We start from the raw sequence: 21,627 nt of genomic DNA, 5'->3' as shown, positions 1-21,627 counted from the left end.
CCCGGGGATCACCCGATTCAGACCGAACGTTTACGGGAGACCACGAACGCGACCAGGGCCGCTCCGATCGCGGCCAGACCCCCGATGATCAGCGCCGCCACTCCGGGGCCGGTGACCGGGAGCGTGGGCTCGTACCCGTGGGACGGCGGCTTCGGCTTCTCCGTCGGCTCCTCGGTCGGTGTCGGGTAGCCCGTCGGTTCCTCGGTCGGCCCCTCCGTCGGCGTCGGGTAACCCGTCGGCTCCTCGGTCGGAGACGGACTCGGCGTGGGCGACCCGGTCGGGCTCGGAGACGGCGACCCGGTCGGCGACGGCGTCGGACTCGGGCTCGGAGACTCGGTCGGAGACGGGCTGGGACTCGGGGACGGGCTGGGGCTGGGCGAAGGACTCGGAGACGGCGAAGGCGAAGGTGAGGGGCTGGGTGACGGGCTCGGGCTCGGAGACGGAGTGGGTGACGGGCTCGGGCTCGGAGACGGAGTGGGTGACGGGCTCGGGCTGGGGCTGAGCGACGGAGACGGTGAGGGACTCGGAGAAGGCGAAGGGCTGGGTGAAGGAGACGGACTCGGTGAGGGCGACTCGGTCGGCGACGGCGTCGGGGTCGGAGTCGGGGTCGGCTCCGGGCTGGGCGTCTGGGGGGCGATCTGATTGCAGTCGGCGCGCACGTCACCGAGGGTCATGTCGAAGAGCGTCTCCGGTGCCCCCACGGGGTTCCCGTTCGCGTCCTGACCTTGGACGACCGCCGTGTAGTCGGTGCGGGCGTGCCCGATGAAGGGGTCCTCGATCTCGTACACGTGGGTGATGGTCACGGTGACGTGGGCGTTGGTGATCCCGTCCCCGTAGTCGCCCGGGAAGTCGAGTTCCGTGACGGCGGTGCCCGCGGAGTTCGGGGCGGGCGCGTTGATCAGTCGGCCGAGGAAGAACGGCGCGGTGGTGGAGTCCTGGATGATGACCCCGGCGGGCGGGGCGCACTGCACCCGGTTGTTCCAGGTGGAGACGGAGAGGAGACGGTGCTGACCGTCGGGCTGCGTGGGCCCTTGGGCGACCAGGCCGGCGGCCACTCCCCCACCGACCGGTAGGGGCACGTCCAGATTGGTGAAGGCGCCGTTGGCGTTGGACATGCCCGATTCCGGACCGCTCTGCACGTTCACCTCGGCGGTGCCGGTGGCGGAGGTCAGATTGTTGGAGATGTTCGAACCGGGCCCGGTGTTGATGTCCCATGATTCGTTGCCCTGGCCGCTGACCTCCAGTTCGGTCAGGGTTCCGGAGACGGCCCCGTCCCCGTAGACCGAGGGATCGAGCGTGAGGCTGCCCCAGGTGCTGGAGGCGTACGGCGTGGCGGGCTGGGCGGCGGCGTCCCTGGCGGTGAAGGTGGTCCCCGCGGCGACGGCCCCGGACGCCAACAGAACAGACGCCACTATGGCCACCCCCGTCTGACGGACCCTCGTGGTCTGTAGTGACATCCGCACTCCAAGTTACTTATCGAAACCAAACGACTACCCAGAGCAACGATAAGGGAGGGGGGGTCCGACATGTCGAAGCGACCGGCCCATCGATCTGGGAAACTCCTACTGTGACCCCATTGAGGGCGAATCGCCCTCGCCCCAGGACCCCGCGGCGGAATAGAAGGCCGAACCCCGGCCTTCAATACCACGAGGGGGTATTCTGATGACAGCTGAGCAGGTACTACACGGGAACGAAGGTATGACGGCGACCCACGGTTACAGCAGCGACAAACAGAGCCACATCAACCGACTCCGCCGCATCGAGGGCCAGATCCGCGGACTCCAGCGCATGGTCGAGGACGACCAGTACTGCATCGACATCCTCACCCAGACCTCGGCGGTCAACAAGGCGTTGCGCTCGTTCGCGCTGTCCATGCTCGACGAGCACCTCAAGCACTGTGTCGCCCACGCCGTCGCCAACGGCGGCGACGAGGCGGAGGAGAAGGTCCGCGAGGCATCGGACGCGATCGCCCGCCTCGTCCGCTCCTGACCGTTCCGCCACATCCCCCGCCCCACGGGTCTCCCGAGGATCGACGTTCGCGTATGCCCCCCACCGAGAACAGCCGTTCGAGCGCTCTGGAGCGCCACCTGGCCCTCCCGGTCATGGTGTGCGCGGCCGTCTCCGTTCCCGCGATCTTCCTGGACCTGTGGGGCGAGGGGATATGGGGCCGGATCGGCCGCCAGGTCAACTGGGCGGCCGGACTGGCCCTGTGGGCGGAGTGGATCCTGCTCATCGTCCTGGCGAAGGACAAACGCGCGTGGTTGCGCACGCACAGGTGGACCACCTTCATCGCCGTGCTCACCGTGCCCGCGCTCCTCTTCACCCTCGGCCCGGCCCAGGTCCTACGCCTGGTCCGGACCGCGGGGACACTGCGCCTGGCCCGGGTGACCCGGATCATCGAGGCCGGCGGGGTCCTACGCCGCCGTCTGGGGCTCCGAGGGACGGCGGGGATCACGGCGCTCGTCGTCACCATGGTCCTGTCCGCGGCGTTCGTCGTGACGGTCCTGGCCGACCCCGAATCGGCGAGCCGCCGCTACCTGGCCGACCTGCCGGGGAGCCTCTCCAACGCGCGGATCGCCGCGGCCCTGTTCCTGGTCGCCGCGACGACCGCCCTCATCCTGTACCTACGCCGACGGGCCTCCTCCGCCCCCGAAGACGCCTCCGGGGCCGACGTTCCCGATCAGTCCCCGTAACGGGCCCGTTCGTTGTCGAGCAGCCGGGCGCCCTCCCGACGCGAGCCCTCCGCGTCCAGGTAGTCGACCGTCTCCTTTGCCACGAACGACGAGGGGCGACCGCCGTCGGCGAACCCCAGACGGGAGACCTCGCCTCCGGTGACCGCCCTGATCCCCCAGTTGGCCACGATCCGCGCCCGCGCCGTGGTGGAGGGCACCGAGGCCACGTGGTAGCCGCGCGTGACCGCCAACGCGGGCAGTCCGCTCAGATCGAACCGTAGGACCCGGGCCAACGCGTCCCTACCGCTCAGGTCCACCACCAGCCCCATGTCCTTGTGCTTGAACTCGTGCAGAGGTCGGCCCAGGACCGAGGCGACCACGTTGTGCGCGGCGACCTCCGCCTGACGACCGGCGTACTGGGCCGTGGGCGGGCAGTAGGCGCTGTCGGCGCTCGACAGGTCGGGCACCGCCGCCGCGTCACCGAGGGCGAAGACGTCCGACAGCCCCGGAACGGAGAGGTCGGTACCGACCTCCAGACGCCCCCGCATCGTCGGCTTGTCCAGGGTCTCCATGAGCGGGCTCGGTGAGACGCCCGCCGTCCAGATCAACGTCCGGCAGGGCAGGGAGCGGCCGTCGGTCAGCACCACCTTGTCCGCGCTCACCTCGCGGACGCTCACCTTGAGCTTGACCTCGATGCCCATCCCCCGGAGCAGGTCCATGGCCTTACGGCCGAGCCGGTCCCCCAGCTCGGGCAGCACCTTGGGGGCGATGTCGACCAGATGCCAGCGGATCACCGAGCGCAGTTCCGGATAGCGACGCGCGGCCTCCTCGCACAGGCGCATCAGGGAGGCGGCGGTCTCCACCCCCGTGTAGCCGCCGCCGACCACCACGAACCGGCAGCGCTCCTCCCGCTCGATCGGGTCTCGAGAGTCGTTCGCCAGTTCCAGCTGAGCCAGGACGTGGTCGCGGAGCAGGACCGCCTCGGCCAGGGTCTTGGCCCCGTAGGCGTGCTCGGCGAGGCCGGGGATGTCGAACTCCCGGGTGACCCCGCCCGGCGCCAGGACCAGCCGGTCGTAGGGACAGGGGATCAGTTCTCCGGTGGGGCGACGCACCACCACCACGCGTTCCCGTGGGTCGACACCGATGGCGTGGCCGGGGACGAAGCGGGTCTTGCGGGTGAGCCGGTGCACCGACATGGCCACCGATTGGGGGGTGAGCAGACCCGAGGCCACCTGGGGCAGCAGCGGGCTGTAGAGCATGTAGTCGTGCGGAGCGACCAGCGCGATGTCGGCCGCCCCGTTCGGGATACGGCGTTCCAGATGGCGAACGGTGTGAAGTCCACCGAAACCCGCTCCTACCACCACGATCCGAGGCCGAGACATGTGTTCACCGCTCCTTCTCCGTGTCGGGGTCGGGACGTCCCGGGCCTTAGAGGGGCCCTGAACGGGGGGCGTACCCACTTCGCCCCTGCCGAACGTACGGGTCCGGTCGGATTTCCTCTGCCTCCCACACGAGTCGTTTCCGGGACTTTGACCCCCATTGGTCCTCGCCCGAAAAGGCATACGGGGACTTCAACCCGACGAAACCCGCCCTTGGTCGCGCACCCCGAACACTAGGTGACTGTGTGTGGTCGAGCACGAACAGAATGTGCCGACCCGTGTTCATGGAGAGGGGCAAGGAACGCGTATGCGTCCGTTCACCAAGATCGCCGCCACGACCGTACTGGCCGGAGGGATGACCGTGTTCGGTGCCGGGGCGGCGTTCGCCGCCGGGGCCGACCCGTCCCCCGAGCGGCCTCCGGCGGAGATCCCGGCCGAGGCGCCCGCCGACGTCGCCCAGCCGGTGGAGGACGTCGTCGGTGAGGCCCCGGCCGAGCTGCCGGCGGAGGTACCCGCGGAGATCCCGGCCGAGGTCCCGGCCGAACTGCCCGCCGAGGTCCCGGCCGACGTCGCCCAGCCCGTGGAGGGCATCGTGGGCGAGGCCCCGGCCGACGCCACCCAGCCCGTGGAGGACGTCGTCGGCCAGGCCCCCGTCGACGTTCCCGCCGAGGCCCCGGCCGAACTGCCCGCCGAGGTCCCGAGCGACCTCACCCAGCCCATCGAGGGCGTGACCGGTGGTCTGCTTCCCTGACGGGCCGCGATGACGAGGGGCGGACGGCCGTGGCCGTCCGCCCCTTCACGTGTCCCGGTCATGCGCCGCGGACGCCCCTGGCGATCCGCTCACCGGTCTCGGCGTCGATCGAACGCCAGTAGTCCAGGGCACGCGAGAGCACCCCGTCATCGGTGACGGACGACAGGTGCCCGACGACGTTGGAGACCAACCTGCCCCGGGCGGCGTCGTCCATGACGTCGCGGATCAGCGCGCGCGGCTGGACGAAGTCGTCGTCGTCACGGTGCGGGGTGTAGGCCTCCCGCACCAGGTCGGCCTCCTCCACGCGCCAGCCGGCCTGTTCCTCCCCCTCCTGGCGTACGGCGTCGGGCCCGCCGAAGGAATTGGGGTGATAGACCGCCCCGGTATCGGGGGCGTCGTGACGCATGTGCCCGTCCTTGGAGTAGGAGCGCACACGGACCCGGGGCCGGTTGGGCGGCAGCTCGTTGTAGTTGACCCCGATCCGGTAACGATGGGTGTCCGGGTAGGAGAAGATCCTTCCGAGCAGCATCTTGTCCGGCGAGGCGCCGATGCCCCTCACCAGGTTGGCCGGTTCGAAGGCGGCCTGCTCGATGTGGATGAAGTGGTTCTCCGGGTTGTGGTCGAGCGTCATACGCCCGACCTCGATCAGTGGATAGTCGGCGTGCGGCCACACCTTCGTCAGGTCGAACGGGTTGAACCGGTAGTCGGCGGCCTCCGCCACCGGCATGATCTGCATGCGCAGCGTCCAGGACGGGTACTCTCCGCGCTCGATCGCCTCGAAGAGGTCGCGACGGTGATGGTCCGCGTCCTCACCGGCGAGGCGATCCGACTCCTCCTGGGTGAGGAAGTCGTTGCCCTGGTCGGTCTGGAAGTGGTACTTGACCCAGAAACGCTCGCCCCGGGCGTTGATCCACTGGTAGGTGTGCGAGCTGAAGCCGTCCATATGGCGCCAGGTCTTCGGAAGACCTCGATCCCCCATCAACCAGGTGACCTGGTGCGCCGACTCCGGGGAGAGGGACCAGTAGTCCCACTGCATGGTGTTGTCGCGCAGGCCCGTGCGCGGATCACGCTTCTGAGAGCGGATGAAGTCCTGGAACTTCTGGGGATCCCGCATGAAGAAGACCGGCGTGTTGTTGCCGACCATGTCGTAGTTCCCCTCCCGCGTGTAGAACTTCAGTGCGAAGCCACGCGGGTCGCGCCAGGTGTCGGGGCTGCCCATCTCCCCCGCCACCGTGGAGAACCGGGCCAGCATCGGGGTCTCGCGGCCGGGTTGGAAGAGGTCGGCACAGGTGTAGGCGCTGACGTCCTCGGTCACCCGGAAGGTCCCGTAGGCGCCACTGCCCTTGGCGTGCACCACGCGTTCGGGCACCCGTTCCCGGTTGAACTGCGCCATCTTCTCTATGAGATAGGCGTCGTGGAGGAGGAGCGGGCCGTCCCGCCCCACGCTCAGGGAGTGTTCGTCGCTGGGGGCCGGAATACCGGCGTTGGTGGTGGTCGTGTCCTGGGGTTCGGACCGGTCGTCGACCATGAAGGCTCTCCTCGGGAAGCTGGGCACGTGTCCCGGACGCCCGGTCCGGGGCCTCGTGCGCGGATCTACCCGGAGGCCGGTCAAGCCACGTACAACGAGGGGCTATCTCACCGTCGCCCCTGCCGAGAGCAGGGCCGCGCCCCCCATCTCCAGGAGCAGGTCCGCCATCGCCTCCCGGGAGAGCTCCCCTCGACTGTGCGGCGTGGAGTTGAGCAGCCCGAAGGCCGCGTGCACCGACGCCCTGAGGGTGGGCCCGGGAACGTTCGGACACAGCTTCTCCAGAACACCGACCCACTCCTCCACGTAGCCGCGCTGGAGCCGGCGGACCGTACGCCGGTCCTCCTCGGTGAGGTTGCCCAGTTCACGATCGTGGACGGTGATGAGGTCGGGCTCGTCCAAGGCGAACTCGATGTGGCCCCGCAACAGGGCCCGCAGCGCCTCCTCCGGCCCGTCGGCCTCGGCCACCAGGGCACGTCCGCGCGCGGCCAGACGTTCGCTGATGTCCACCAGGACCGCCCCGAGCAGGGCCTCCTTACCGGGGAAGTGACGGTAGAGGGCGGGGCCGGTGGTACCGACCGCGCGCCCGAGGTCGTCGATGGTCACCCCCCGGTAGCCGTGCGCCGCGAAGAGGCGGGCCGCCGCCCGCAGGATCGCCGTCCTCCGCTTTCCCATCTCCCTGGCCATCGTCCACCCGCCCCTCACCCGCGCTCTCGCCGGTCCGGCCTCGTTCGGCGTCCGATGTCGGCACACCCTGGACACCCATGTTAGTAGTTACTAACATCACCTTTGTTAGTGAGCATTAACATCCCTCCACGAGAGGACACCATGAGCAGGGCACCTGTGCTCGGCTCGGCGGTGGACACCGCCGGGCCCGCGTTCGCCGCCAACGACGCCGCGAACCGCGCCCTCGCGCTGGAGCTGCGGGAACGGATCGACACCGCCGCCCTCGGCGGCCCCGAGAAGACCCGGATCCGCCACGTCGAGCGCGGCAAACTCCTCCCCCGAGACCGCGTCGACCTCCTTCTCGACCCCGGATCCCCCTTCCTGGAGATCGCCCCGCTGGCCGCCTACGGCCTCTACGGCGCGGACGGCCACGACGCGCCGGGCGCCGGCATGATCGCCGGGATCGGGCGCGTGGCCGGACGCCCCATGGTGGTGGTCGCCAACGACGCCACCGTCAAGGGCGGCAGCTACTACCCGATGACGGTGAAGAAGCACCTGCGCGCCCAAGAGGTGGCGCTGCACAACCGTCTGCCGTGCGTCTACCTCGCCGACTCCGGCGGCGCCTTCCTCCCCATGCAGGACGACGTCTTCCCCGACCGGGAGCACTTCGGCCGCATCTTCTACAACCAGGCCACCATGTCCCGGATGGGCATCCCCCAGATCGCCGCGGTCCTGGGGTCGTGCACGGCGGGCGGCGCCTACGTCCCCGCCATGAGCGACGAGGCGGTCATCGTCCGGGAGCAGGGCACCATCTTCCTGGGCGGCCCGCCCCTGGTGAAGGCCGCCACCGGCGAGGTCGTCACCGCGGAGGAACTGGGCGGCGGCGACCTGCACTCGCGCGTCTCCGGGGTGACCGACCACCTCGCCGACGACGACGCCGACGCCCTCGCCCGGGTCCGGACCATCGCCGACACCCTCGGCCCGCTCGACCCGCCCGCCTGGGAGACCCGGGAACCGCGTCCGCCGGCGCTGGACCCCGAGGAGCTCTACGGCGTGGTCCCCTCCGACACCCGCACCCCCTACGACGTGCGCGAGGTGATCGGTCGGATCGTCGACGGCAGCGAATTCGCCGAGTTCAAGGCCGAGTACGGGACCACCCTGGTCACCGGGTTCGCGCACATCAACGGCCACCCGGTCGGGATCATCGCCAACAACGGCATCCTGTTCGCCGAGTCCGCGCTCAAGGGCGCCCACTTCATCGAACTGTGCGACCGCCGCTCGATCCCGCTGGTGTTCCTCCAGAACATCTCCGGCTTCATGGTCGGCCGCGACTACGAGGCCGGTGGTATCGCCAAGCACGGCGCCAAGATGGTCACCGCCGTGGCCTGCGCCCGCGTCCCCAAGTTCACCGTGGTGATCGGCGGGTCCTTCGGCGCCGGCAACTACTCGATGTGCGGCCGCGCCTACTCCCCCCGCTTCCTGTGGATGTGGCCCAACGCCCGCATCTCCGTGATGGGCGGTGAACAGGCCGCCTCGGTGCTGTCCACCGTGCGCCGCGACCAGAAGGAGGCGCGCGGGGAGGAGTGGTCGACCGAGGACGAGGAGGCCTTCAAGGCCCCCATCCGCGACCAGTACGAGGAGCAGGGGAGCCCCTACTACTCCACCGCCCGCCTGTGGGACGACGGTGTCATCGACCCCGTCGACACCCGCGACGTGCTCGCCATGGCCCTGTCCGCCGCCCGCCACGCGCCCCTGGACCCCGTGGGCTACGGCGTCTTCCGGATGTGAGGAACCCTTGACCACCACACCACGCACCATCTCGGGGAGTCACGGAGTCGCGCGCGTCCTGGTCGCCAACCGGGGCGAGATCGCGCTGCGGATCATGCGTACCCTGCGCCGCATGGGCATCAGCCCGGCCACCGTCTACACCGACGCCGACTCCGAGGCCCCGCACACCCTGGCCGCCGACGTCGCTCTGAGGGTGGAGCACTACCTGGACGCCGACGGGATCGTCGCCCTGGCCCTGGACTGCGGGGCCACCGGCGTGCACCCCGGCTACGGCTTCCTGTCGGAGAACGCCGACTTCGCCCGCGCGTGCACCGACTCCGGCCTGGTCTTCATCGGCCCGCCCGCCTCGGCCATCGAGGCCATGGGCGACAAGATCCGCGCCAAGGACACCGTCGCCGCGGCGGGGGTGCCCGTCCTGGGCGGCTTCGCCGAGAAACCCGGACAGCCCTTGGACGACGACGAACTCCTTCGCGCGGCCGAGGAGACCGGCTACCCGCTGCTCATCAAGCCCTCCGCCGGAGGCGGCGGCAAGGGCATGCGCTCCGTGTACGCGCCCGAGAGCCTGCTCGCCGACGCCGCGGCCGCCCGCCGAGAGGCGCTGGCCTCCTTCGGTGACGCGACCCTGCTGGTGGAGAAGCTCGTCCGGCGGCCCCGCCACATCGAGGTCCAGGTCATGGCCGACGCGCACGGCCACGTCCTGCACCTGGGCGAACGCGAGTGCAGCCTGCAACGCCGGCACCAGAAGGTGGTGGAGGAGGCCCCCTCCCCCCTGCTCACCGAGGGGCAGCGCCGGACCATGGGCGAGGCCGCCGTCGCCGCCGCCCGATCCTGCGGCTACGTGGGCGCCGGCACCGTCGAGTTCATCGCCGAGACCGACCCCGACGGAGGCCTGTCCTTCTCCTTCCTGGAGATGAACACCCGCCTCCAGGTGGAGCACCCGGTCACCGAGGAGGTCGTCGCCGTACGCGGCGAGCGCGGCGTCGACCTGGTGGAACTCCAGGTACGCGTGGCCTATGGCGAGGCCCTGCCCTTCGCTCAGGAGGACGTCTCCTGGGAGGGGCACGCGGTGGAGTCCAGGATCTACGCCGAGGACGCCGACCGCGGTTTCCTGCCCTCGGGCGGGCCGATCCTGCTCTTGGAGGAGCCCTCCGGCCCGCACGTGCGGGTGGACTCGGGCATCGCCCGGGGCGGGGCGGTCACCTCCGACTTCGACCCGATGCTGGCCAAGGTCGTCACCTGGGGCGCGGACCGTGCCGAGGCCCTGAACCGGATGGACGCCGCGCTCGCCTCCTACCGGCTGCTGGGCTGTGTGACCAACACCGCCTACCTGCGCCGCCTCCTGCGCCACCCCCGGGTGATCGCGGGCGACCTGAGCACCGACCTCATCGCCTCCGACCCGCCCGAGGAGGCCCCCGACCTCCTCTCCTCCGTGGCCATGGCCGCCGCCCTGGACCACCAGCTCGACCTGGAGATCGGCCCCACCGCCGACCGGTTCGCCGTACCCGACGGTTGGCGGATGGGCGGCCCCGCCTGGACCCCGTGGAGACTGCGGGCCCCCGGCCACGACGCCGTCGTCGTCCGGGTCCGACGCGACGGCGCCCCCGGGCGCTACCTGGTCGCCCTGGCCGACCGGGAGCCGGTCGCGCTCGGGGCCCGCCGCTCCGCGGACGGCACCCGGCTCACGATCACCGACGCCGACACCACCGTCACCTACGCCCGCGCCGACGACCCAGCCACCGCCCACCGGTGGCTGGGGCTGGAGGGCGCCGCCTGGAGCCTGCACGAGGAACCGGTGACGGCGGCGCTGCGCGAGGACGACGCGGCCGCCGACGGCACCGTCCGCAGCCCCATGCCCGGCACCGTCCTGGACGTACCGGTCCGGGTCGGGCAGACGGTCACCGCCGGAACCACCCTGGCGGTGGTCGAGGCCATGAAGATGGAGCACTCCGTGCCCTCCCCGATCGACGGGACCGTCGCCTCCGTGGCGGTCCGCACCGGTTCCTCCGTGCCCATGGACGCCGTCCTGGTCACCGTCGAACCCGAGAACCCGGCCGACACCCCTTCCACCTCCACCGAGGAGCAGCGATGAACCGCCACGAACTCTCGACCGAGCACGCCGATCTGCGGGCCGCGGTGGAGACCTTCGCGCAGACCGAGGTCGCGCCGGTGATCGGCGACTTCTACGAGCGCGGCGCCTTCCCCTACGAGATCGTCGCCAAGATGGGCCGGATGGGCCTGTTCGGGCTGCCCTTCCCCGAGGAGCACGGCGGCATGGGCGGCGACTACTTCGCCCTGTGCCTGGCCCTGGAGGAGCTGGCCCGGGTGGACTCCTCCGTGGCGATCACCCTGGAGGCCGGGGTGTCGCTGGGCGCCATGCCCCTCCACCGCTTCGGTACCGAGGAGCAGAAGAAGACCTACCTGCCCCGGCTCACCTCCGGCGAGGCCCTGGGCGCCTTCGGGCTGACCGAACCCGATGGCGGCTCCGACGCCGGTGCCACCAAGACCACGGCCCGTCTGGAGAACGGCGAGTGGGTGATCAACGGGACCAAGTCGTTCATCACCAACTCCGGGACCGACATCACCGCTCTGGTCACGGTGACCGCCGTGACCGGTGAACGCGAGGACGGCCGGCCGGAGATCTCCTCGATCCTCGTCCCCAAGGGCACCCCCGGTTTCTCCGTCGGCCAGAAGTACTCCAAGGTCGGCTGGAACGCCTCCGACACCAACGAGCTGGTGTTCGAGGACTGCCGTGTGCCCGAGGCCAACCTGGTCGGCGAACGCGGTCGCGGCTACGCCCAGTTCCTGCGCATCCTCGACGAGGGCCGCATCGCCATCGCGGCGCTGTCGGTCGGTCTGGCCCAGGGCTGTGTCGACGAGAGCGTCCGCTACGCCCACGAACGCCAGGCCTTCGGCGGCAGCATCGCCCGCTACCAGGCCATCCAGTTCAAGATCGCCGAGATGGAGGCCCGCACCTACAGCGCCCGTCTGGCCTACTACGACGCGGCCTCTCGGATGCTCGCCGGCGAACCCTTCAAGAAGGAGGCGGCGATCGCCAAGCTGATCGCCTCCAACGCCGCCATGGACAACGCCCGCGACGCCACCCAGGTCTTCGGCGGCTACGGCTTCATGAACGACTACGCCGTGGGCCGTTTCTACCGCGACGCCAAGATCCTGGAGATCGGCGAGGGCACCAGCGAGGTCCAGAAGATGCTGATCGCCCGCGAGCTCGGCCTTCCCGCCTGAGACTCCCACCGACCGCGGCCCCGGGGACAACGGCGTCCCCGGGGCCGCGCTGTACACAAGGAATGTGGACGACTTCAAGGGGCTGGAGAGCGCACTGGAGATCATCGGGATCCGAGTGTTCGGGGGGCGACCGTGCGTGATGCGCGTTCGGCCGGCATCATGGGTCCGCTCAAGGCCCCTCATGCCCCCGAGGTCCCGGCGCAGTGCCCCTCTCCCTCTTTCCCCGTCCGCAGGACCCCACCGAGGTCCTCCCCCTGAGTGCCCACGACCCGACGAGGCTGGGCCCCTATCGACTGCTCGGGCGGCTCGGCTCGGGCGGGATGGGGACCGTCTATCTCGGTCGCTCTCGTACCGGCCGTTCGGTGTCGGTGAAGGCGGTGCATCCGGAGCTGGCCGACGAACCCGAGTTCCGTGAACGTTTCGCCCGGGAGGTGGCCGCGCTGCGACGCGTGCGCGGCCGTTTCGTGCCCCGGTTCGCGGGCGCCGCGCCCCGGGCGGAGATCCCCTGGCTGGCCACCCTCCACGTCCCCGGTCCGACCCTGCGCGAGCGGGTCGAGCACGTACGCCCGTTGCGGGCGGGGGCCCTCATCGCTCTGGCCTCCGGTGTGGTCACCGCCCTGGCCGACATCCACCGGGCCGGGCTCGTGCACCGGGACCTGAAGCCGGGCAACGTCGTCCTCTCCCCCTCCGGGCCGCGTGTCCTGGACTTCGGCGTCGCGGCCTCGGCGGCCTCTCTGCCCTCCTGCGGGCGGATCTGGGGCACCCCGGGATGGGTCTCCCCCGAACGTCTGCGCGGAGGGGCCGCCACGACCGCCTCCGACGTGTTCAACTGGGGGCAGGTGACGGCCTACGCCGCCACCGGGCGCAACCCGTTCGGCACCGGACCCGTCGCGTCGGTCGAGGAGCGGATCCTGCGCGGCGAGGCCGACCTGATCGGTCTGCCGGCCGAGCTCCTGCCCATCGTGCGCGCGGCGCTGGCCCCGGATCCGGTCCTGCGCCCCTCCCCCGCCCAGCTCCTGTCATCGCTGCCGCGGCAGGACGGTCCCCTCACCCGGCGTTCCTGGTGACCCGGTTGGCCACAATCGGACACGCATCACTCTGAGCCTCCGATCCACCACGACAGGTGACCGAGCGTGGTCTCTCGGCCGACCAGAGGCCCGTGCACCGGGATACCAGAGGTGTACGAGGCCGGTGTTGTACCGGTGACGGCGAAGAGTGATCACACGGGGGTGACAAGTGGACGAGGGCGGCACAGAATGGACTCGTAAGGCCGACGCGGCCCCCTGTCACCGGGCCCGCGACCGACCCGGATCGCCACGACGCCTCGCACGGGTCCACCGGCCCTCACACGTTCCCCACCGGAGGAGACACCGGATGGAAGGCGCTCTGCCGCTGATCGCCCTGGTCGCCGTGGTGGTGTCCGCCGGAGTGATCACGGTCGCCGCGCACTTTCGCCAGGAGCGGGTCGCCGAGCTGCGCGGATGGGCCCGGGAGCACGACTGGGACTACGTCGAACAGCACCCTTCCCCGCTGGCGGACGCCACCCTGCCCCGGGAACTTCGCGCCCCCGGCGTCCGGGCACGCCACGTGCTCACCGGCCGACGCGGCCGCCACCTGGTCACCCTGTTCGAGCTCGACCGCCCCTCCGGCCGGGGAGGGGACGGTCCCGCGCCGCGCCCCCACCGGATCGTGGCGGTGCGCGCGCCCGGCCCGGGCGCGGAACTGGAGATCCACCGCCGTGATCTGTCCCGCACCGTGTCGTTCGACGGTCGCGGAGAACCGGAGGAGATCGACCGCGCCTTCGCCGGGGCCTTTCACACCAGCGGTGACGACGAGCGTTTCGCCCGCGCCGTCCTGACCCGGGGGACCGTCGCGTGGCTGTTGTCGGACTGTCGTTCCCGGTCGCTCCCGGTCCGCTTCTCCGGCGGGCACGTCCTCACCTGGGCGCCGATGCGACTCGACCCCGCCCGTGCCCTGACCGCCGCCGACTATCTGATCGATCTGGTCGACCGGATCCCCGGCCGGGCGTGGGGGCTCAACACCGCCGGTTCCTGAGCCCGGACACGACTACCCCCGGCGCACGCACCCGGACGTTCGGCCACCCGGTGTGGTCCCGATAAAATCCGCCTTGCCCGAACCACGAGGAGTAGGACCCGATGAGCGACCCCAACGCCACGCACCGCATCTCGCGCGCGGATCTGTTCCGCGACGACGAGGAGGAGACCACGGCGGACCCCGACGCCACCGCGCAGATCTCCCGCGAGGATCTCTTCAAGGAGGACCCCGCGCCCCGCGACCGCCGGGAGCGGAACTGACCCCCTGGAGAACACGAGGAGCGCCCGCCCCCACGAGGGGGAACGGGCGCTCCGTGGTTTCAGGGGACCGTCGCGGTCAGCGGCGTTCGCGCACGGTGGCGACGATCTCGGCGACCGCCTCGTCGATCGGGACGCCGTTGTTCTGGGAGCCGTCGCGGTAGCGGAAGGACACGGCCCCCTTGCTGATGTCCTCGTCACCGGCCAGCAGCATGAAGGGCACCTTCTGCTTCTGGGCGTTGCGGATCTTCTTCTGCATCCGGTCGTCTCCGGCGTCGACCTCGACCCGGATGCCCTCGGCCTTGAGCCTGGCCGCGATCTCCTGGAGGTAGGGCACGTGCTCGTCGGCGATCGGGATGCCCACCGCCTGGACCGGGGCCAGCCAGGCCGGGAAGGCGCCGGCGTAGTGCTCCAGGAGCACCGCGAAGAACCGCTCGATGGAGCCGAACAGGGCGCGGTGGATCATGACCGGACGCTGACGGGAGCCGTCGGCGGCGGTGTACTCCAGGTCGAAGCGCTCGGGCAGGTTGAAGTCCACCTGGATCGTGGACATCTGCCAGGTGCGGCCGATGGCGTCCTTGGCCTGGACGGAGATCTTCGGGCCGTAGAAGGCCGCGCCGCCCGGGTCCATGACCAGTTCCAGGCCCTGCTTCTCGGCGGCCTGACGGAGGATGCCGGTGGCCTCCTCCCAGACCTCGTCCTCGCCGATGTACTTCTCCGGGTCCTTGGTGGACAGCTCCAGGTAGAAGTCGTCGAGGCCGTAGTCGCGCAGCAGGTCGAGGACGAAGGTGAGCAGCGAGTCGAGCTCGCCCGCCATCTGCTCCTTGGTGCAGTAGATGTGGGCGTCGTCCTGGGTGAAGCCGCGGGCGCGGGTCAGGCCGTGCACCACGCCGGACTTCTCGTACCGGTACACGGTGCCGAACTCGAACAGGCGCAGCGGCAGTTCACGGTAGGAGCGCCCGCGCGCGTCGAAGATCAGGTTGTGCATCGGGCAGTTCATCGGCTTCAGGTAGTAGTCCTGACCGCCGTCGAGCTGCATGGGGGGGTACATGCCGTCCGCGTACCAGTCGAGGTGCCCCGACTTCTCGAACAGCGTGCTCTTGGTGGCGTGCGGCGAGTAGACGAACTCGTAGCCGCTCTCCTCGTGGCGCTTGCGCGAGTAGTCCTCCATGACCCGGCGGATGATGCCGCCCTTGGGGTGGAAGACGGCCAGTCCGGAGCCGATCTCGTCCGGGATGGAGAACAGGTCGAGCTCGGAGCCGAGCTTGCGGTGGTCGCGCTTCTCGGCCTCCTCCAGGAAGGTCAGGTACGCCTTGAGCGCGTCCTTGCTCTCCCAGGCGGTGCCGTAGATCCGCTGGAGCTGCGGGTTGGTCTCCTTGCCGCGCCAGTAGGCGGCGGCGGTGCGCATGAGCTTGAAGGCCGGGACCACCCGGGTGGTGGGCAGGTGCGGGCCCCGGCACAGGTCCTTCCAGCACAGCTCGCCGGTGCGCGGGTGGACGTTGTCGTAGATGGTGAGCTCGCCGGCGCCGACCTCGGCGGAGGCGCCGTCGGCCGCCTCGGCGGCCCCGCCCTTGAGACCGATCAGCTCCAGCTTGTAGGGCTCGGTGGACAGCTCGGCGCGGGCGTCGTCGTCGGAGACCGCGCGCCGGTCGAAGCGCTGCCCCTGCTTGATGATCTGCTGCATCTTCTTCTCGATGCTCTTCAGATCGGCCGGGGTGAAGGGCTCGGCGACGTCGAAGTCGTAGTAGAAGCCGTTCTCGACGGGCGGGCCGATGCCCAGCTTCGCCTCGGGGAAGAGCTCCTGCACGGCCTGGGCGAGGATGTGCGCGGTGGAGTGGCGCAGGATCGCCCGTCCCTCCTCGGAGTCGATCGCGATCGGCTCGACGGTGTCGCCGTCGGAGAGCTCCAGGGCCAGGTCGCGGGGTTCACCGTTGACCAGGGCGGCGATCACGGTCTTGCCGTCCGCCTCCAGTGCCTGGCCCGCGGTGGTCGTGGCCGCCACCGCACGCGAGGTTCCGGCGAGGGTGATATGCAGCTCAGACGCGGCGGACACGGTGACTCCCAGGGATACGTCGATGTCATGGATACGCACCGGCCGCCGGTGACGGCGGCCTGGTGTTTCGTCACCGATGCTATCGGCTCCGTGATGAGGTCGCCCCGTCGTCCACAGGGCCCGGGGACGATCCCCCCATCGGCCGCTCGGGGCCCGTCGGGGCGGGGAATCCAGAACGGACACCCGTGATTCGGTCGGAGAATCGGGGCGATCCGGGCCGGGGGGACGAGGTGCTCCGAGGCCCTTCGAAGCCCTGGCGGCGGGGCCTCCACCAAGGACCTATCGGACTCTTCGTGATCTTCCGGTCTTTTCCTCAGGGCATTGATCCGCATCACGAGATCGGTGAGAATCGGCAGACATCCGACGCCGCACCGAGTTCGTGACCCGAATGCCATCAGATGTAACGACCGAATACTGTGAGCGCATGTCACCGAGTCCTCCAGACGGACCTCCAGCGACGGAGACATCCCACCGGCACCGCACCCGGGTACGCCGGTGGAGGAGGCTGCGCGCGCGGCTCAGACTCTTCCGCCGACGCATGCACACCCACCCGGTGCTGCACCTGCCCTGGCGGATCCTGGTCGGGACGGTGGGCGCGGTGGTCGTCGTCGCCGGGATCGTCATGCTGGTGATCCCCGGCCCCGGTATCGCCTCGATCCTCTTGGGGCTGCTCATCCTCAGTACCGAGTTCCGTTGGGCTCGGCGCCTCCTCCATCCGGCCAAGGTCTGGACCCTGCGCGCCGAACGGTGGGCGCTTCGGACCAAGGACGACCATCTGCGGCGGATGCGCCGCCGGCGGGCCGCGCGACGTGGACGGACCCCCGACGAATAGGCGGGACCTTTCCCGGAGGGGGTGGCCGCCGAAATCGGGGCCGTGGAGCAAAGTCGCACGTTGCCCGGCATTGAGACGACCGAAACGAAAAAAGAGGGAGCGGATCCGTAACGATCGGATCCGCTCCCTCTTCGAGGTGGGCGATACTGGACTCGAACCAGTGACCTCATCGGTGTGAACGATGCGCTCTAGCCAACTGAGCTAATCGCCCCTCGGGCCTGGGCCCCCGTCCGGCCTCGTCGGCCTGACATGTAGAACTCTAGCGCATGTTCGAGGGTGCCTCGCAACTCGACCACCGAGCCGCCCCCGAAGAGACGTGACCGAGGTCACATTATCGACATGAAGACCCCCATTGGAGTTCCACGGACGCCCCTGATCCCCGCGATGAGTAGGAGTTCCCGGCTTCACGACCCCTCCGAGGACGACCACGAGTTGACCTCCGCGTGACACGGGCCACCCATCATGGGGAAATCTTTGGTTTCCCCTGGTCATTACAGTGACGAAGGATCGTGGTGCCGCCCCGCGGCGCGCTGGGCCCGCTGGGCGGGCAGCGAGACCTCCGGTCCCACCGACCAAGAAAGTCTCCGTACTCACGTCATGATCCGCGGACAAGCGCGTTGGAGCGAGTGAGACGGCAACCGGCCGGCGCCCCAGGAACGCCTGGGCCGGACGAGAAAAGGTTTGGCGAACATGAACAGTAGCGATATCACTGCCACCGCCGAGCTGGGCCTGCGACTCGTGGTCCCGGAGCGCACCGCGGTTCCCCTGGTCGCGCGACTCGACTACAGCGCTGACGACCCGTACGCGATCCGCGTGGCCTTCCACACCGGCGAGGACAGCCCCGTCGAGTGGATCTTCGCCCGCGAGCTCCTCACCGTGGGCATCGTGCGCCCCGTCGGCGAGGGCGACGTCCGGGTGTGGCCCTCCAAGAGCGAGGGTGGAGAGCGCTCGGTGAGCATCTCCCTCTCCTCTCCCTTCGGTCAGGCGGAGTTCGACACCCAGGTCTCCCCCCTCGCCGAGTTCCTCCACCGCACCTACGAGATCGTCCCGGCCGGCCAGGAGGGCAGCTTCGTCGACCTCGACGAGGAGATCCAGCAGCACCTCCACTCCTAGAGAGTGGAACGGAGCCCGGCACCCCCGTGGGGCGGCGCGAGCGGGGCACCGACACATCGGCGGAAGAGTGAGGGGACGACGCCTGGGCGTCGTCCCCTCACTCGTTCCCGTTCCCGAGGACCCCGGTCACGGGTCCTGGTCGTCCGCGGAACGCTCGGCGAACACCGCCATCGCCTTGAGCGTGATCGGCCCCGGCTCCGACGACACCGTCCGGTCGTCGATGGCCAGGATCGGCTGTACGTCGCGCCCGGTGGAGGTCAGGAACGCCTCGGTGATCTCGGGCAGACGCTCCATGGGAACGTCCTCCTCCTCGCCGCCGAACCACTCCAGGACCAGCTCGCGGGTGATGCCGGCCAGCGGCCCCGCCGACAGCGGCGGGGTGACCAGCCGGCCGTCCAGCACCACGAAGACGTTGCTGCCGGTGCCCTCGCACAGGTTCCCCGAGATGTTGCGGAAGATCGCCTCGCTCGCGCCCCGCTCGCTCGCGTAGGCCAGCGCGCGCACGTTGTCGGCGTAGGAGGTGGTCTTGAGCCCCGCCAGGGCCCCGAACTCGTTACGCGGCCACGGAGCCAGCGCCACGGTCGTGTGCGGGGCGATCCCGGGGAAGGGCGACATCGCCACGATCATGGTCTGCTCCCCCTCCCCGCGGCCCGAACCCAGCGGCCCGGTCCCGTCGGTGACGGTGATGCGCACACGGGCGTCGGTCACCTCCGCGTTGGCCTCCAGGGCCCGGGCGACGCCGTCGGCGATCAGTTCCAGGTCCGGCTCGTCCATGCCCAGGCCGGTCGCGGAACGCGCCAGCCGCTTCAGGTGCCGGGTCAACGCGAACGGACGCCCGTTCCGCGCCCGGACCGTCTCGAAGACGCCGTCCCCGACGGTGACGCCGTGGTCGACCACCGGAATCAGCGCGTCCTTCTCCTCCAGCACCGCGCCACGCCCATGGCCGGCTCCGGCGATCCACACCCTCATTGCAACCCCCACTCTCAAGAGCCCTGGTCGGGCCGGTGTCATCCTCGAATCCTGCCACTTCGGAGCGGGTGCCCGCCGGGAGATGCCCCGAACCGGGCCCTACCCGGCGCCGTCCCCCCTGACAAGACCTGTGACCGGCACCGGCCGCGAGGCCTCTCCACACCGTCTTTCGCGACCCCGTTCTCGCTGGTCCGGACACCGGAACACGCCGGTGTTCCGCCCCGTCCCACGAACGATGGCCGGACAGATAAGTTACGAATGACTATCATCTGGGCAACGCTTATGCGGGACCGGTGGCCGTACCCCCACGACGGTGACCTCCCCGGAACGTCCCGCAGAGCACGCGCTCCAGAACACACAAGGCCCCGCCTCCGACAGAGCAAAGAGAGACATGACCCAACCGAGCACCGCCCGCGGAGAACTCAGCTGGCTGCTGGACGACCTCCTGACTCGCGCTTCGGGCACTCAGCACGCCATCGTCCTGTCCACCGACGGGCTCCTCATGGCGACCTCCAGTGGCCTGGACCGCCCCGCCGCCGAACACCTCTCGGCCATCGCCTCCGGACTGCACAGTCTCGCGGGAGGGGCCAGTCGGCAGTTCTCCGCGGGCGACATCCGCCAGAGCATCATCGAGATGGACCGCGCCTTCCTCTTCGTGGCCGCCGCCGGCGAGGGCGCCTGCATGGCCCTGATGTCGGACGCCGACAGCGACGTGGGCCTGATCGCCTACGAGATGAACAAGGTGATCGAGCGCGTCGGTCAGTACCTGTCCGCCCCACCCCGGCCGGACATGCCCTCCACCCCCGCGCAGGCGGAGAACTGATCCTCGTTCCGTACGCACGCGCGGGGATCCGCCCCTGCCGCCGCGGTGGACCTCGACGGTCCGCCACGGCAGGGCACGGAACCCCGTGGGGAAGTCGATTTCGCACTTGCCCGAAGATCCGCTAGAGTTCTTAACGCAGCGAGGGACGCGGCACCGGGAAGAACCGGAGGCCACGGAACACTCGCCGCGCGGACGTGGCTCAGCTGGTAGAGCATCACCTTGCCAAGGTGAGGGTCGCGGGTTCGAATCCCGTCGTCCGCTCGAAGGGTCCGAACACGATCGCCTCGGCGACACGGTAGGATCCAGGGACGGGAGAGATCCCGTACCACATGCGGACGTGGCTCAGCTGGTAGAGCATCACCTTGCCAAGGTGAGGGTCGCGGGTTCGAATCCCGTCGTCCGCTCGGAGAAAGGCACGCATGGGTGCCGCTCGGCCCCCCGTGCCTCCAGCCGGAGTGGCCGAGTGGTTGAGGCAAGGGACTGCAAATCCCTGCACACGGGTTCGATTCCCGTCTCCGGCTCCATGCGTACCACATTTCCATAGGGGCGATTAGCTCAGTTGGCTAGAGCACTACCTCGACACGGTAGGGGTCACAGGTTCGAGTCCTGTATCGCCCACAGGTAAGGCCGAAGGCCGGGATCCACACGGATCCCGGCCTTCGTCGTTCCCGGGGTCCGAGCCGGGCGCACCGCTCCCCCGCCGGGAGGACTCGGACCGCGCGACCGGCTCAGATGCGAGCGCCGATGGCCCCGGCCCCCCGTGACAGCTCGGGCAACCAGGTGAGCAGCTCCTCCGCGCTGGTGACGTCGGTCGTCGTCACCAGGTTGAGCGCCCCGGCGAGTTCCTTGTCGGCGTCGTACACCGGCACGCTCAGGCTCAGCGCGCCCAGTTCCCGCTCGGACTCCGAGAGGTGGTAGCCGTTCTCGCGCACCCTGCGGATGTCCTCCATCAGGGCCCGCTCCCCCTGGACCCGCCCCGAGGCCAACGCGACCTCCGGGAAACGGCGAACGTAGTCCTCGATCTCCTCGTCCGGCCAGGCGGCGAGCAGCACCTTCCCACCACCGACGTCGAGCGGCACGCGCCGTCCGATCGGGAACTGGTAACGGAGGGGATCGGCTCCGCTGACACGGGCGACGAGGATGCGTTCGTCCCCCGAGCGGACGAACACGGAGGAGGTCAGCCGCGTGGTCGCGGAGAGCTCGGTGAGCACCGGCGTGGCGATCGTGCTCATCCGGTCGTTGACCACGAAGCCGTGCGCCAGCCCCAGCACCACCGGGCCGAGTGAGTACCCCAGACGCCCCTGTTGGACGTAGCCACGCCGCACGAGCTGGTTCACCGTCCGCTGTGTGGTGGCCAGGTGCAGGTCGGTCTCCCTGGCGATGTCGCTCAGCCGCAGCGGACCGCGCGCGCGTTCCAGGCATTCGAGCACGTCCAGCGCACGGTCGAGCGTGCGTCCCTGGTTTCCGCCTCCGGCGCCCATGCTCGCCTCGTCACCCCTTC

The 21,627-nt window shown here is 70.1% G+C and carries 19 protein-coding genes and 5 tRNA genes; 16 read left to right on the top strand and 8 right to left on the bottom strand.

The window, feature by feature from the left end:
• Window positions 1-17: 17 nt before the first annotated feature.
• Window positions 18-1,412 carry a hypothetical protein gene (locus U9J66_RS23645; protein WP_326338788.1) on the bottom strand — a complete coding sequence of 465 codons (1,395 nt, stop codon included), beginning with the start codon at window positions 1,410-1,412 and terminating at the stop codon, window positions 18-20.
• Between the two features lie 286 nt (window positions 1,413-1,698).
• Here U9J66_RS23645 and U9J66_RS23640 point away from each other — a divergent pair, with 286 nt between their 5' ends.
• Both U9J66_RS23640 and U9J66_RS23635 read left to right on the top strand, forming a co-directional pair.
• Window positions 1,699-1,989, top strand: coding sequence for a metal-sensitive transcriptional regulator (locus U9J66_RS23640; protein WP_017535043.1), 291 nt, complete (start codon window positions 1,699-1,701; stop codon window positions 1,987-1,989).
• A gap of 53 nt (window positions 1,990-2,042) precedes the next feature.
• Window positions 2,043-2,693: a metal-sensitive transcriptional repressor family protein gene (locus U9J66_RS23635; protein WP_326338787.1), complete on the top strand. Its 651-nt coding sequence runs from the start codon at window positions 2,043-2,045 to the stop codon at window positions 2,691-2,693.
• On the opposite strand, the gene U9J66_RS23630 is transcribed toward U9J66_RS23635, so the two are convergent.
• On the bottom strand, window positions 2,681-4,054 hold the full coding sequence (locus tag U9J66_RS23630) for an NAD(P)/FAD-dependent oxidoreductase (RefSeq protein ID WP_014912714.1): 1,374 nt from the start codon (window positions 4,052-4,054) through the stop codon (window positions 2,681-2,683). The genes U9J66_RS23635 and U9J66_RS23630 overlap by 13 nt on opposite strands.
• Before the next feature lie 304 nt (window positions 4,055-4,358).
• On the opposite strand from U9J66_RS23630, the gene U9J66_RS23625 reads away from it, so the two are divergent.
• On the top strand, window positions 4,359-4,802 hold the full coding sequence (locus tag U9J66_RS23625; protein WP_326338786.1) for a hypothetical protein: 444 nt from the start codon (window positions 4,359-4,361) through the stop codon (window positions 4,800-4,802).
• Window positions 4,803-4,860: 58 nt separating this feature from the next.
• Here the strand turns inward: U9J66_RS23625 and U9J66_RS23620 are convergent, their stop codons facing one another.
• A complete protein-coding gene (locus U9J66_RS23620; RefSeq protein ID WP_326338785.1) occupies window positions 4,861-6,330 on the bottom strand; it encodes a catalase in 1,470 nt (489 codons plus the stop codon).
• Between the two features lie 102 nt (window positions 6,331-6,432).
• A complete protein-coding gene (locus tag U9J66_RS23615; protein WP_014913331.1) occupies window positions 6,433-7,014 on the bottom strand; it encodes an SACE_7040 family transcriptional regulator in 582 nt (193 codons plus the stop codon).
• 156 nt (window positions 7,015-7,170) lie between these two features.
• Here U9J66_RS23615 and U9J66_RS23610 point away from each other — a divergent pair, with 156 nt between their 5' ends.
• The 6 genes from U9J66_RS23610 to U9J66_RS23585 all read left to right on the top strand — a co-directional run bounded on the left by U9J66_RS23610 (window position 7,171) and on the right by U9J66_RS23585 (window position 14,339).
• Window positions 7,171-8,781: a carboxyl transferase domain-containing protein gene (locus U9J66_RS23610; RefSeq protein WP_326338827.1), complete on the top strand. Its 1,611-nt coding sequence runs from the start codon at window positions 7,171-7,173 to the stop codon at window positions 8,779-8,781.
• A 7-nt stretch (window positions 8,782-8,788) separates the two neighbouring features.
• Window positions 8,789-10,870, top strand: a complete 2,082-nt coding sequence (locus U9J66_RS23605) for an acetyl/propionyl/methylcrotonyl-CoA carboxylase subunit alpha (protein ID WP_326338784.1) — start codon at window positions 8,789-8,791, stop codon at window positions 10,868-10,870.
• On the top strand, window positions 10,867-12,024 hold the full coding sequence (locus U9J66_RS23600) for an acyl-CoA dehydrogenase family protein (RefSeq protein ID WP_017535036.1): 1,158 nt from the start codon (window positions 10,867-10,869) through the stop codon (window positions 12,022-12,024). The genes U9J66_RS23605 and U9J66_RS23600 overlap by 4 nt, the downstream gene beginning before the upstream one ends.
• 203 nt (window positions 12,025-12,227) lie before the next feature.
• Window positions 12,228-13,091: a serine/threonine-protein kinase gene (locus tag U9J66_RS23595; RefSeq protein WP_042283653.1), complete on the top strand. Its 864-nt coding sequence runs from the start codon at window positions 12,228-12,230 to the stop codon at window positions 13,089-13,091.
• A gap of 307 nt (window positions 13,092-13,398) precedes the next feature.
• A complete protein-coding gene (locus U9J66_RS23590; protein ID WP_042283650.1) occupies window positions 13,399-14,079 on the top strand; it encodes a hypothetical protein in 681 nt (226 codons plus the stop codon).
• Between the two features lie 101 nt (window positions 14,080-14,180).
• Complete coding sequence (locus tag U9J66_RS23585) at window positions 14,181-14,339, top strand: hypothetical protein (protein WP_014913300.1); 159 nt, start codon at window positions 14,181-14,183, stop codon at window positions 14,337-14,339.
• A 76-nt stretch (window positions 14,340-14,415) separates the two neighbouring features.
• Here the strand turns inward: U9J66_RS23585 and thrS are convergent, their stop codons facing one another.
• Window positions 14,416-16,389, bottom strand: coding sequence for a threonine--tRNA ligase (gene thrS, locus U9J66_RS23580; protein ID WP_026125088.1), 1,974 nt, complete (start codon window positions 16,387-16,389; stop codon window positions 14,416-14,418).
• 538 nt (window positions 16,390-16,927) lie between these two features.
• Here thrS and U9J66_RS23575 point away from each other — a divergent pair.
• Window positions 16,928-17,221 (top strand): PGPGW domain-containing protein, encoded by a 294-nt coding sequence (locus U9J66_RS23575; protein ID WP_014908330.1) that lies wholly within the window; start codon window positions 16,928-16,930, stop codon window positions 17,219-17,221.
• Between the two features lie 137 nt (window positions 17,222-17,358).
• Here the strand turns inward: U9J66_RS23575 and U9J66_RS23570 are convergent.
• Window positions 17,359-17,432 (bottom strand) — tRNA-Val (locus U9J66_RS23570).
• A gap of 479 nt (window positions 17,433-17,911) precedes the next feature.
• On the opposite strand from U9J66_RS23570, the gene U9J66_RS23565 reads away from it, so the two are divergent.
• Window positions 17,912-18,334: an SsgA family sporulation/cell division regulator gene (locus tag U9J66_RS23565; RefSeq protein ID WP_014910549.1), complete on the top strand. Its 423-nt coding sequence runs from the start codon at window positions 17,912-17,914 to the stop codon at window positions 18,332-18,334.
• Window positions 18,335-18,460: 126 nt separating this feature from the next.
• Here U9J66_RS23565 and U9J66_RS23560 read toward each other — a convergent pair whose 3' ends face one another.
• Window positions 18,461-19,303: an aminotransferase class IV gene (locus tag U9J66_RS23560; RefSeq protein WP_326338781.1), complete on the bottom strand. Its 843-nt coding sequence runs from the start codon at window positions 19,301-19,303 to the stop codon at window positions 18,461-18,463.
• Between the two features lie 391 nt (window positions 19,304-19,694).
• On the opposite strand from U9J66_RS23560, the gene U9J66_RS23555 reads away from it, so the two are divergent.
• The 5 genes from U9J66_RS23555 (at window position 19,695) to U9J66_RS23535 (ending at window position 20,744) form a co-directional block, all read left to right on the top strand.
• Window positions 19,695-20,126 carry a roadblock/LC7 domain-containing protein gene (locus U9J66_RS23555; RefSeq protein WP_014913584.1) on the top strand — a complete coding sequence of 144 codons (432 nt, stop codon included), beginning with the start codon at window positions 19,695-19,697 and terminating at the stop codon, window positions 20,124-20,126.
• 188 nt (window positions 20,127-20,314) lie between these two features.
• Window positions 20,315-20,387: transfer RNA gene (locus U9J66_RS23550), tRNA-Gly, on the top strand.
• A gap of 70 nt (window positions 20,388-20,457) precedes the next feature.
• Window positions 20,458-20,530 (top strand) — tRNA-Gly (locus U9J66_RS23545).
• A gap of 45 nt (window positions 20,531-20,575) precedes the next feature.
• A tRNA-Cys gene (locus U9J66_RS23540) sits at window positions 20,576-20,650 on the top strand.
• 20 nt (window positions 20,651-20,670) lie between these two features.
• Window positions 20,671-20,744: transfer RNA gene (locus tag U9J66_RS23535), tRNA-Val, on the top strand.
• A gap of 110 nt (window positions 20,745-20,854) precedes the next feature.
• On the opposite strand, the gene U9J66_RS23530 is transcribed toward U9J66_RS23535, so the two are convergent.
• Complete coding sequence (locus U9J66_RS23530) at window positions 20,855-21,607, bottom strand: IclR family transcriptional regulator (protein WP_026125087.1); 753 nt, start codon at window positions 21,605-21,607, stop codon at window positions 20,855-20,857.
• Window positions 21,608-21,627 lie beyond the last annotated feature (20 nt).

It is taken from the genome of Nocardiopsis sp. LDBS1602 (assembly GCF_035818715.1).
Taxonomy (GTDB): Bacteria; Actinomycetota; Actinomycetes; order Streptosporangiales; family Streptosporangiaceae; genus Nocardiopsis; species Nocardiopsis alba.
The sequence above is the reverse complement of the archived record's forward strand: the minus strand, read 5'-3'. Positions and strand labels throughout refer to the sequence as shown.

Excerpts from the sequence above, each read along its gene's own strand:
- U9J66_RS23640 (WP_017535043.1), top strand. The coding sequence starts at position 1,699 with ATGACGGCGACCCACGGTTACAGCAGCGACAAACAGAGCCACATCAAC.
- U9J66_RS23635 (WP_326338787.1), top strand. The coding sequence starts at position 2,043 with ATGCCCCCCACCGAGAACAGCCGTTCGAGCGCTCTGGAGCGCCACCTG.
- U9J66_RS23630 (WP_014912714.1), bottom strand. The coding sequence starts at position 4,054 with ATGTCTCGGCCTCGGATCGTGGTGGTAGGAGCGGGTTTCGGTGGACTT.
- U9J66_RS23625 (WP_326338786.1), top strand. The coding sequence starts at position 4,359 with ATGCGTCCGTTCACCAAGATCGCCGCCACGACCGTACTGGCCGGAGGG.
- U9J66_RS23620 (WP_326338785.1), bottom strand. The coding sequence starts at position 6,330 with ATGGTCGACGACCGGTCCGAACCCCAGGACACGACCACCACCAACGCC.
- U9J66_RS23615 (WP_014913331.1), bottom strand. The coding sequence starts at position 7,014 with ATGGCCAGGGAGATGGGAAAGCGGAGGACGGCGATCCTGCGGGCGGCG.
- U9J66_RS23600 (WP_017535036.1), top strand. The coding sequence starts at position 10,867 with ATGAACCGCCACGAACTCTCGACCGAGCACGCCGATCTGCGGGCCGCG.
- U9J66_RS23590 (WP_042283650.1), top strand. The coding sequence starts at position 13,399 with ATGGAAGGCGCTCTGCCGCTGATCGCCCTGGTCGCCGTGGTGGTGTCC.
- U9J66_RS23585 (WP_014913300.1), top strand. The coding sequence starts at position 14,181 with ATGAGCGACCCCAACGCCACGCACCGCATCTCGCGCGCGGATCTGTTC.
- U9J66_RS23575 (WP_014908330.1), top strand. The coding sequence starts at position 16,928 with ATGCACACCCACCCGGTGCTGCACCTGCCCTGGCGGATCCTGGTCGGG.
- U9J66_RS23565 (WP_014910549.1), top strand. The coding sequence starts at position 17,912 with ATGAACAGTAGCGATATCACTGCCACCGCCGAGCTGGGCCTGCGACTC.
- U9J66_RS23560 (WP_326338781.1), bottom strand. The coding sequence starts at position 19,303 with ATGAGGGTGTGGATCGCCGGAGCCGGCCATGGGCGTGGCGCGGTGCTG.
- U9J66_RS23555 (WP_014913584.1), top strand. The coding sequence starts at position 19,695 with ATGACCCAACCGAGCACCGCCCGCGGAGAACTCAGCTGGCTGCTGGAC.
- U9J66_RS23530 (WP_026125087.1), bottom strand. The coding sequence starts at position 21,607 with ATGGGCGCCGGAGGCGGAAACCAGGGACGCACGCTCGACCGTGCGCTG.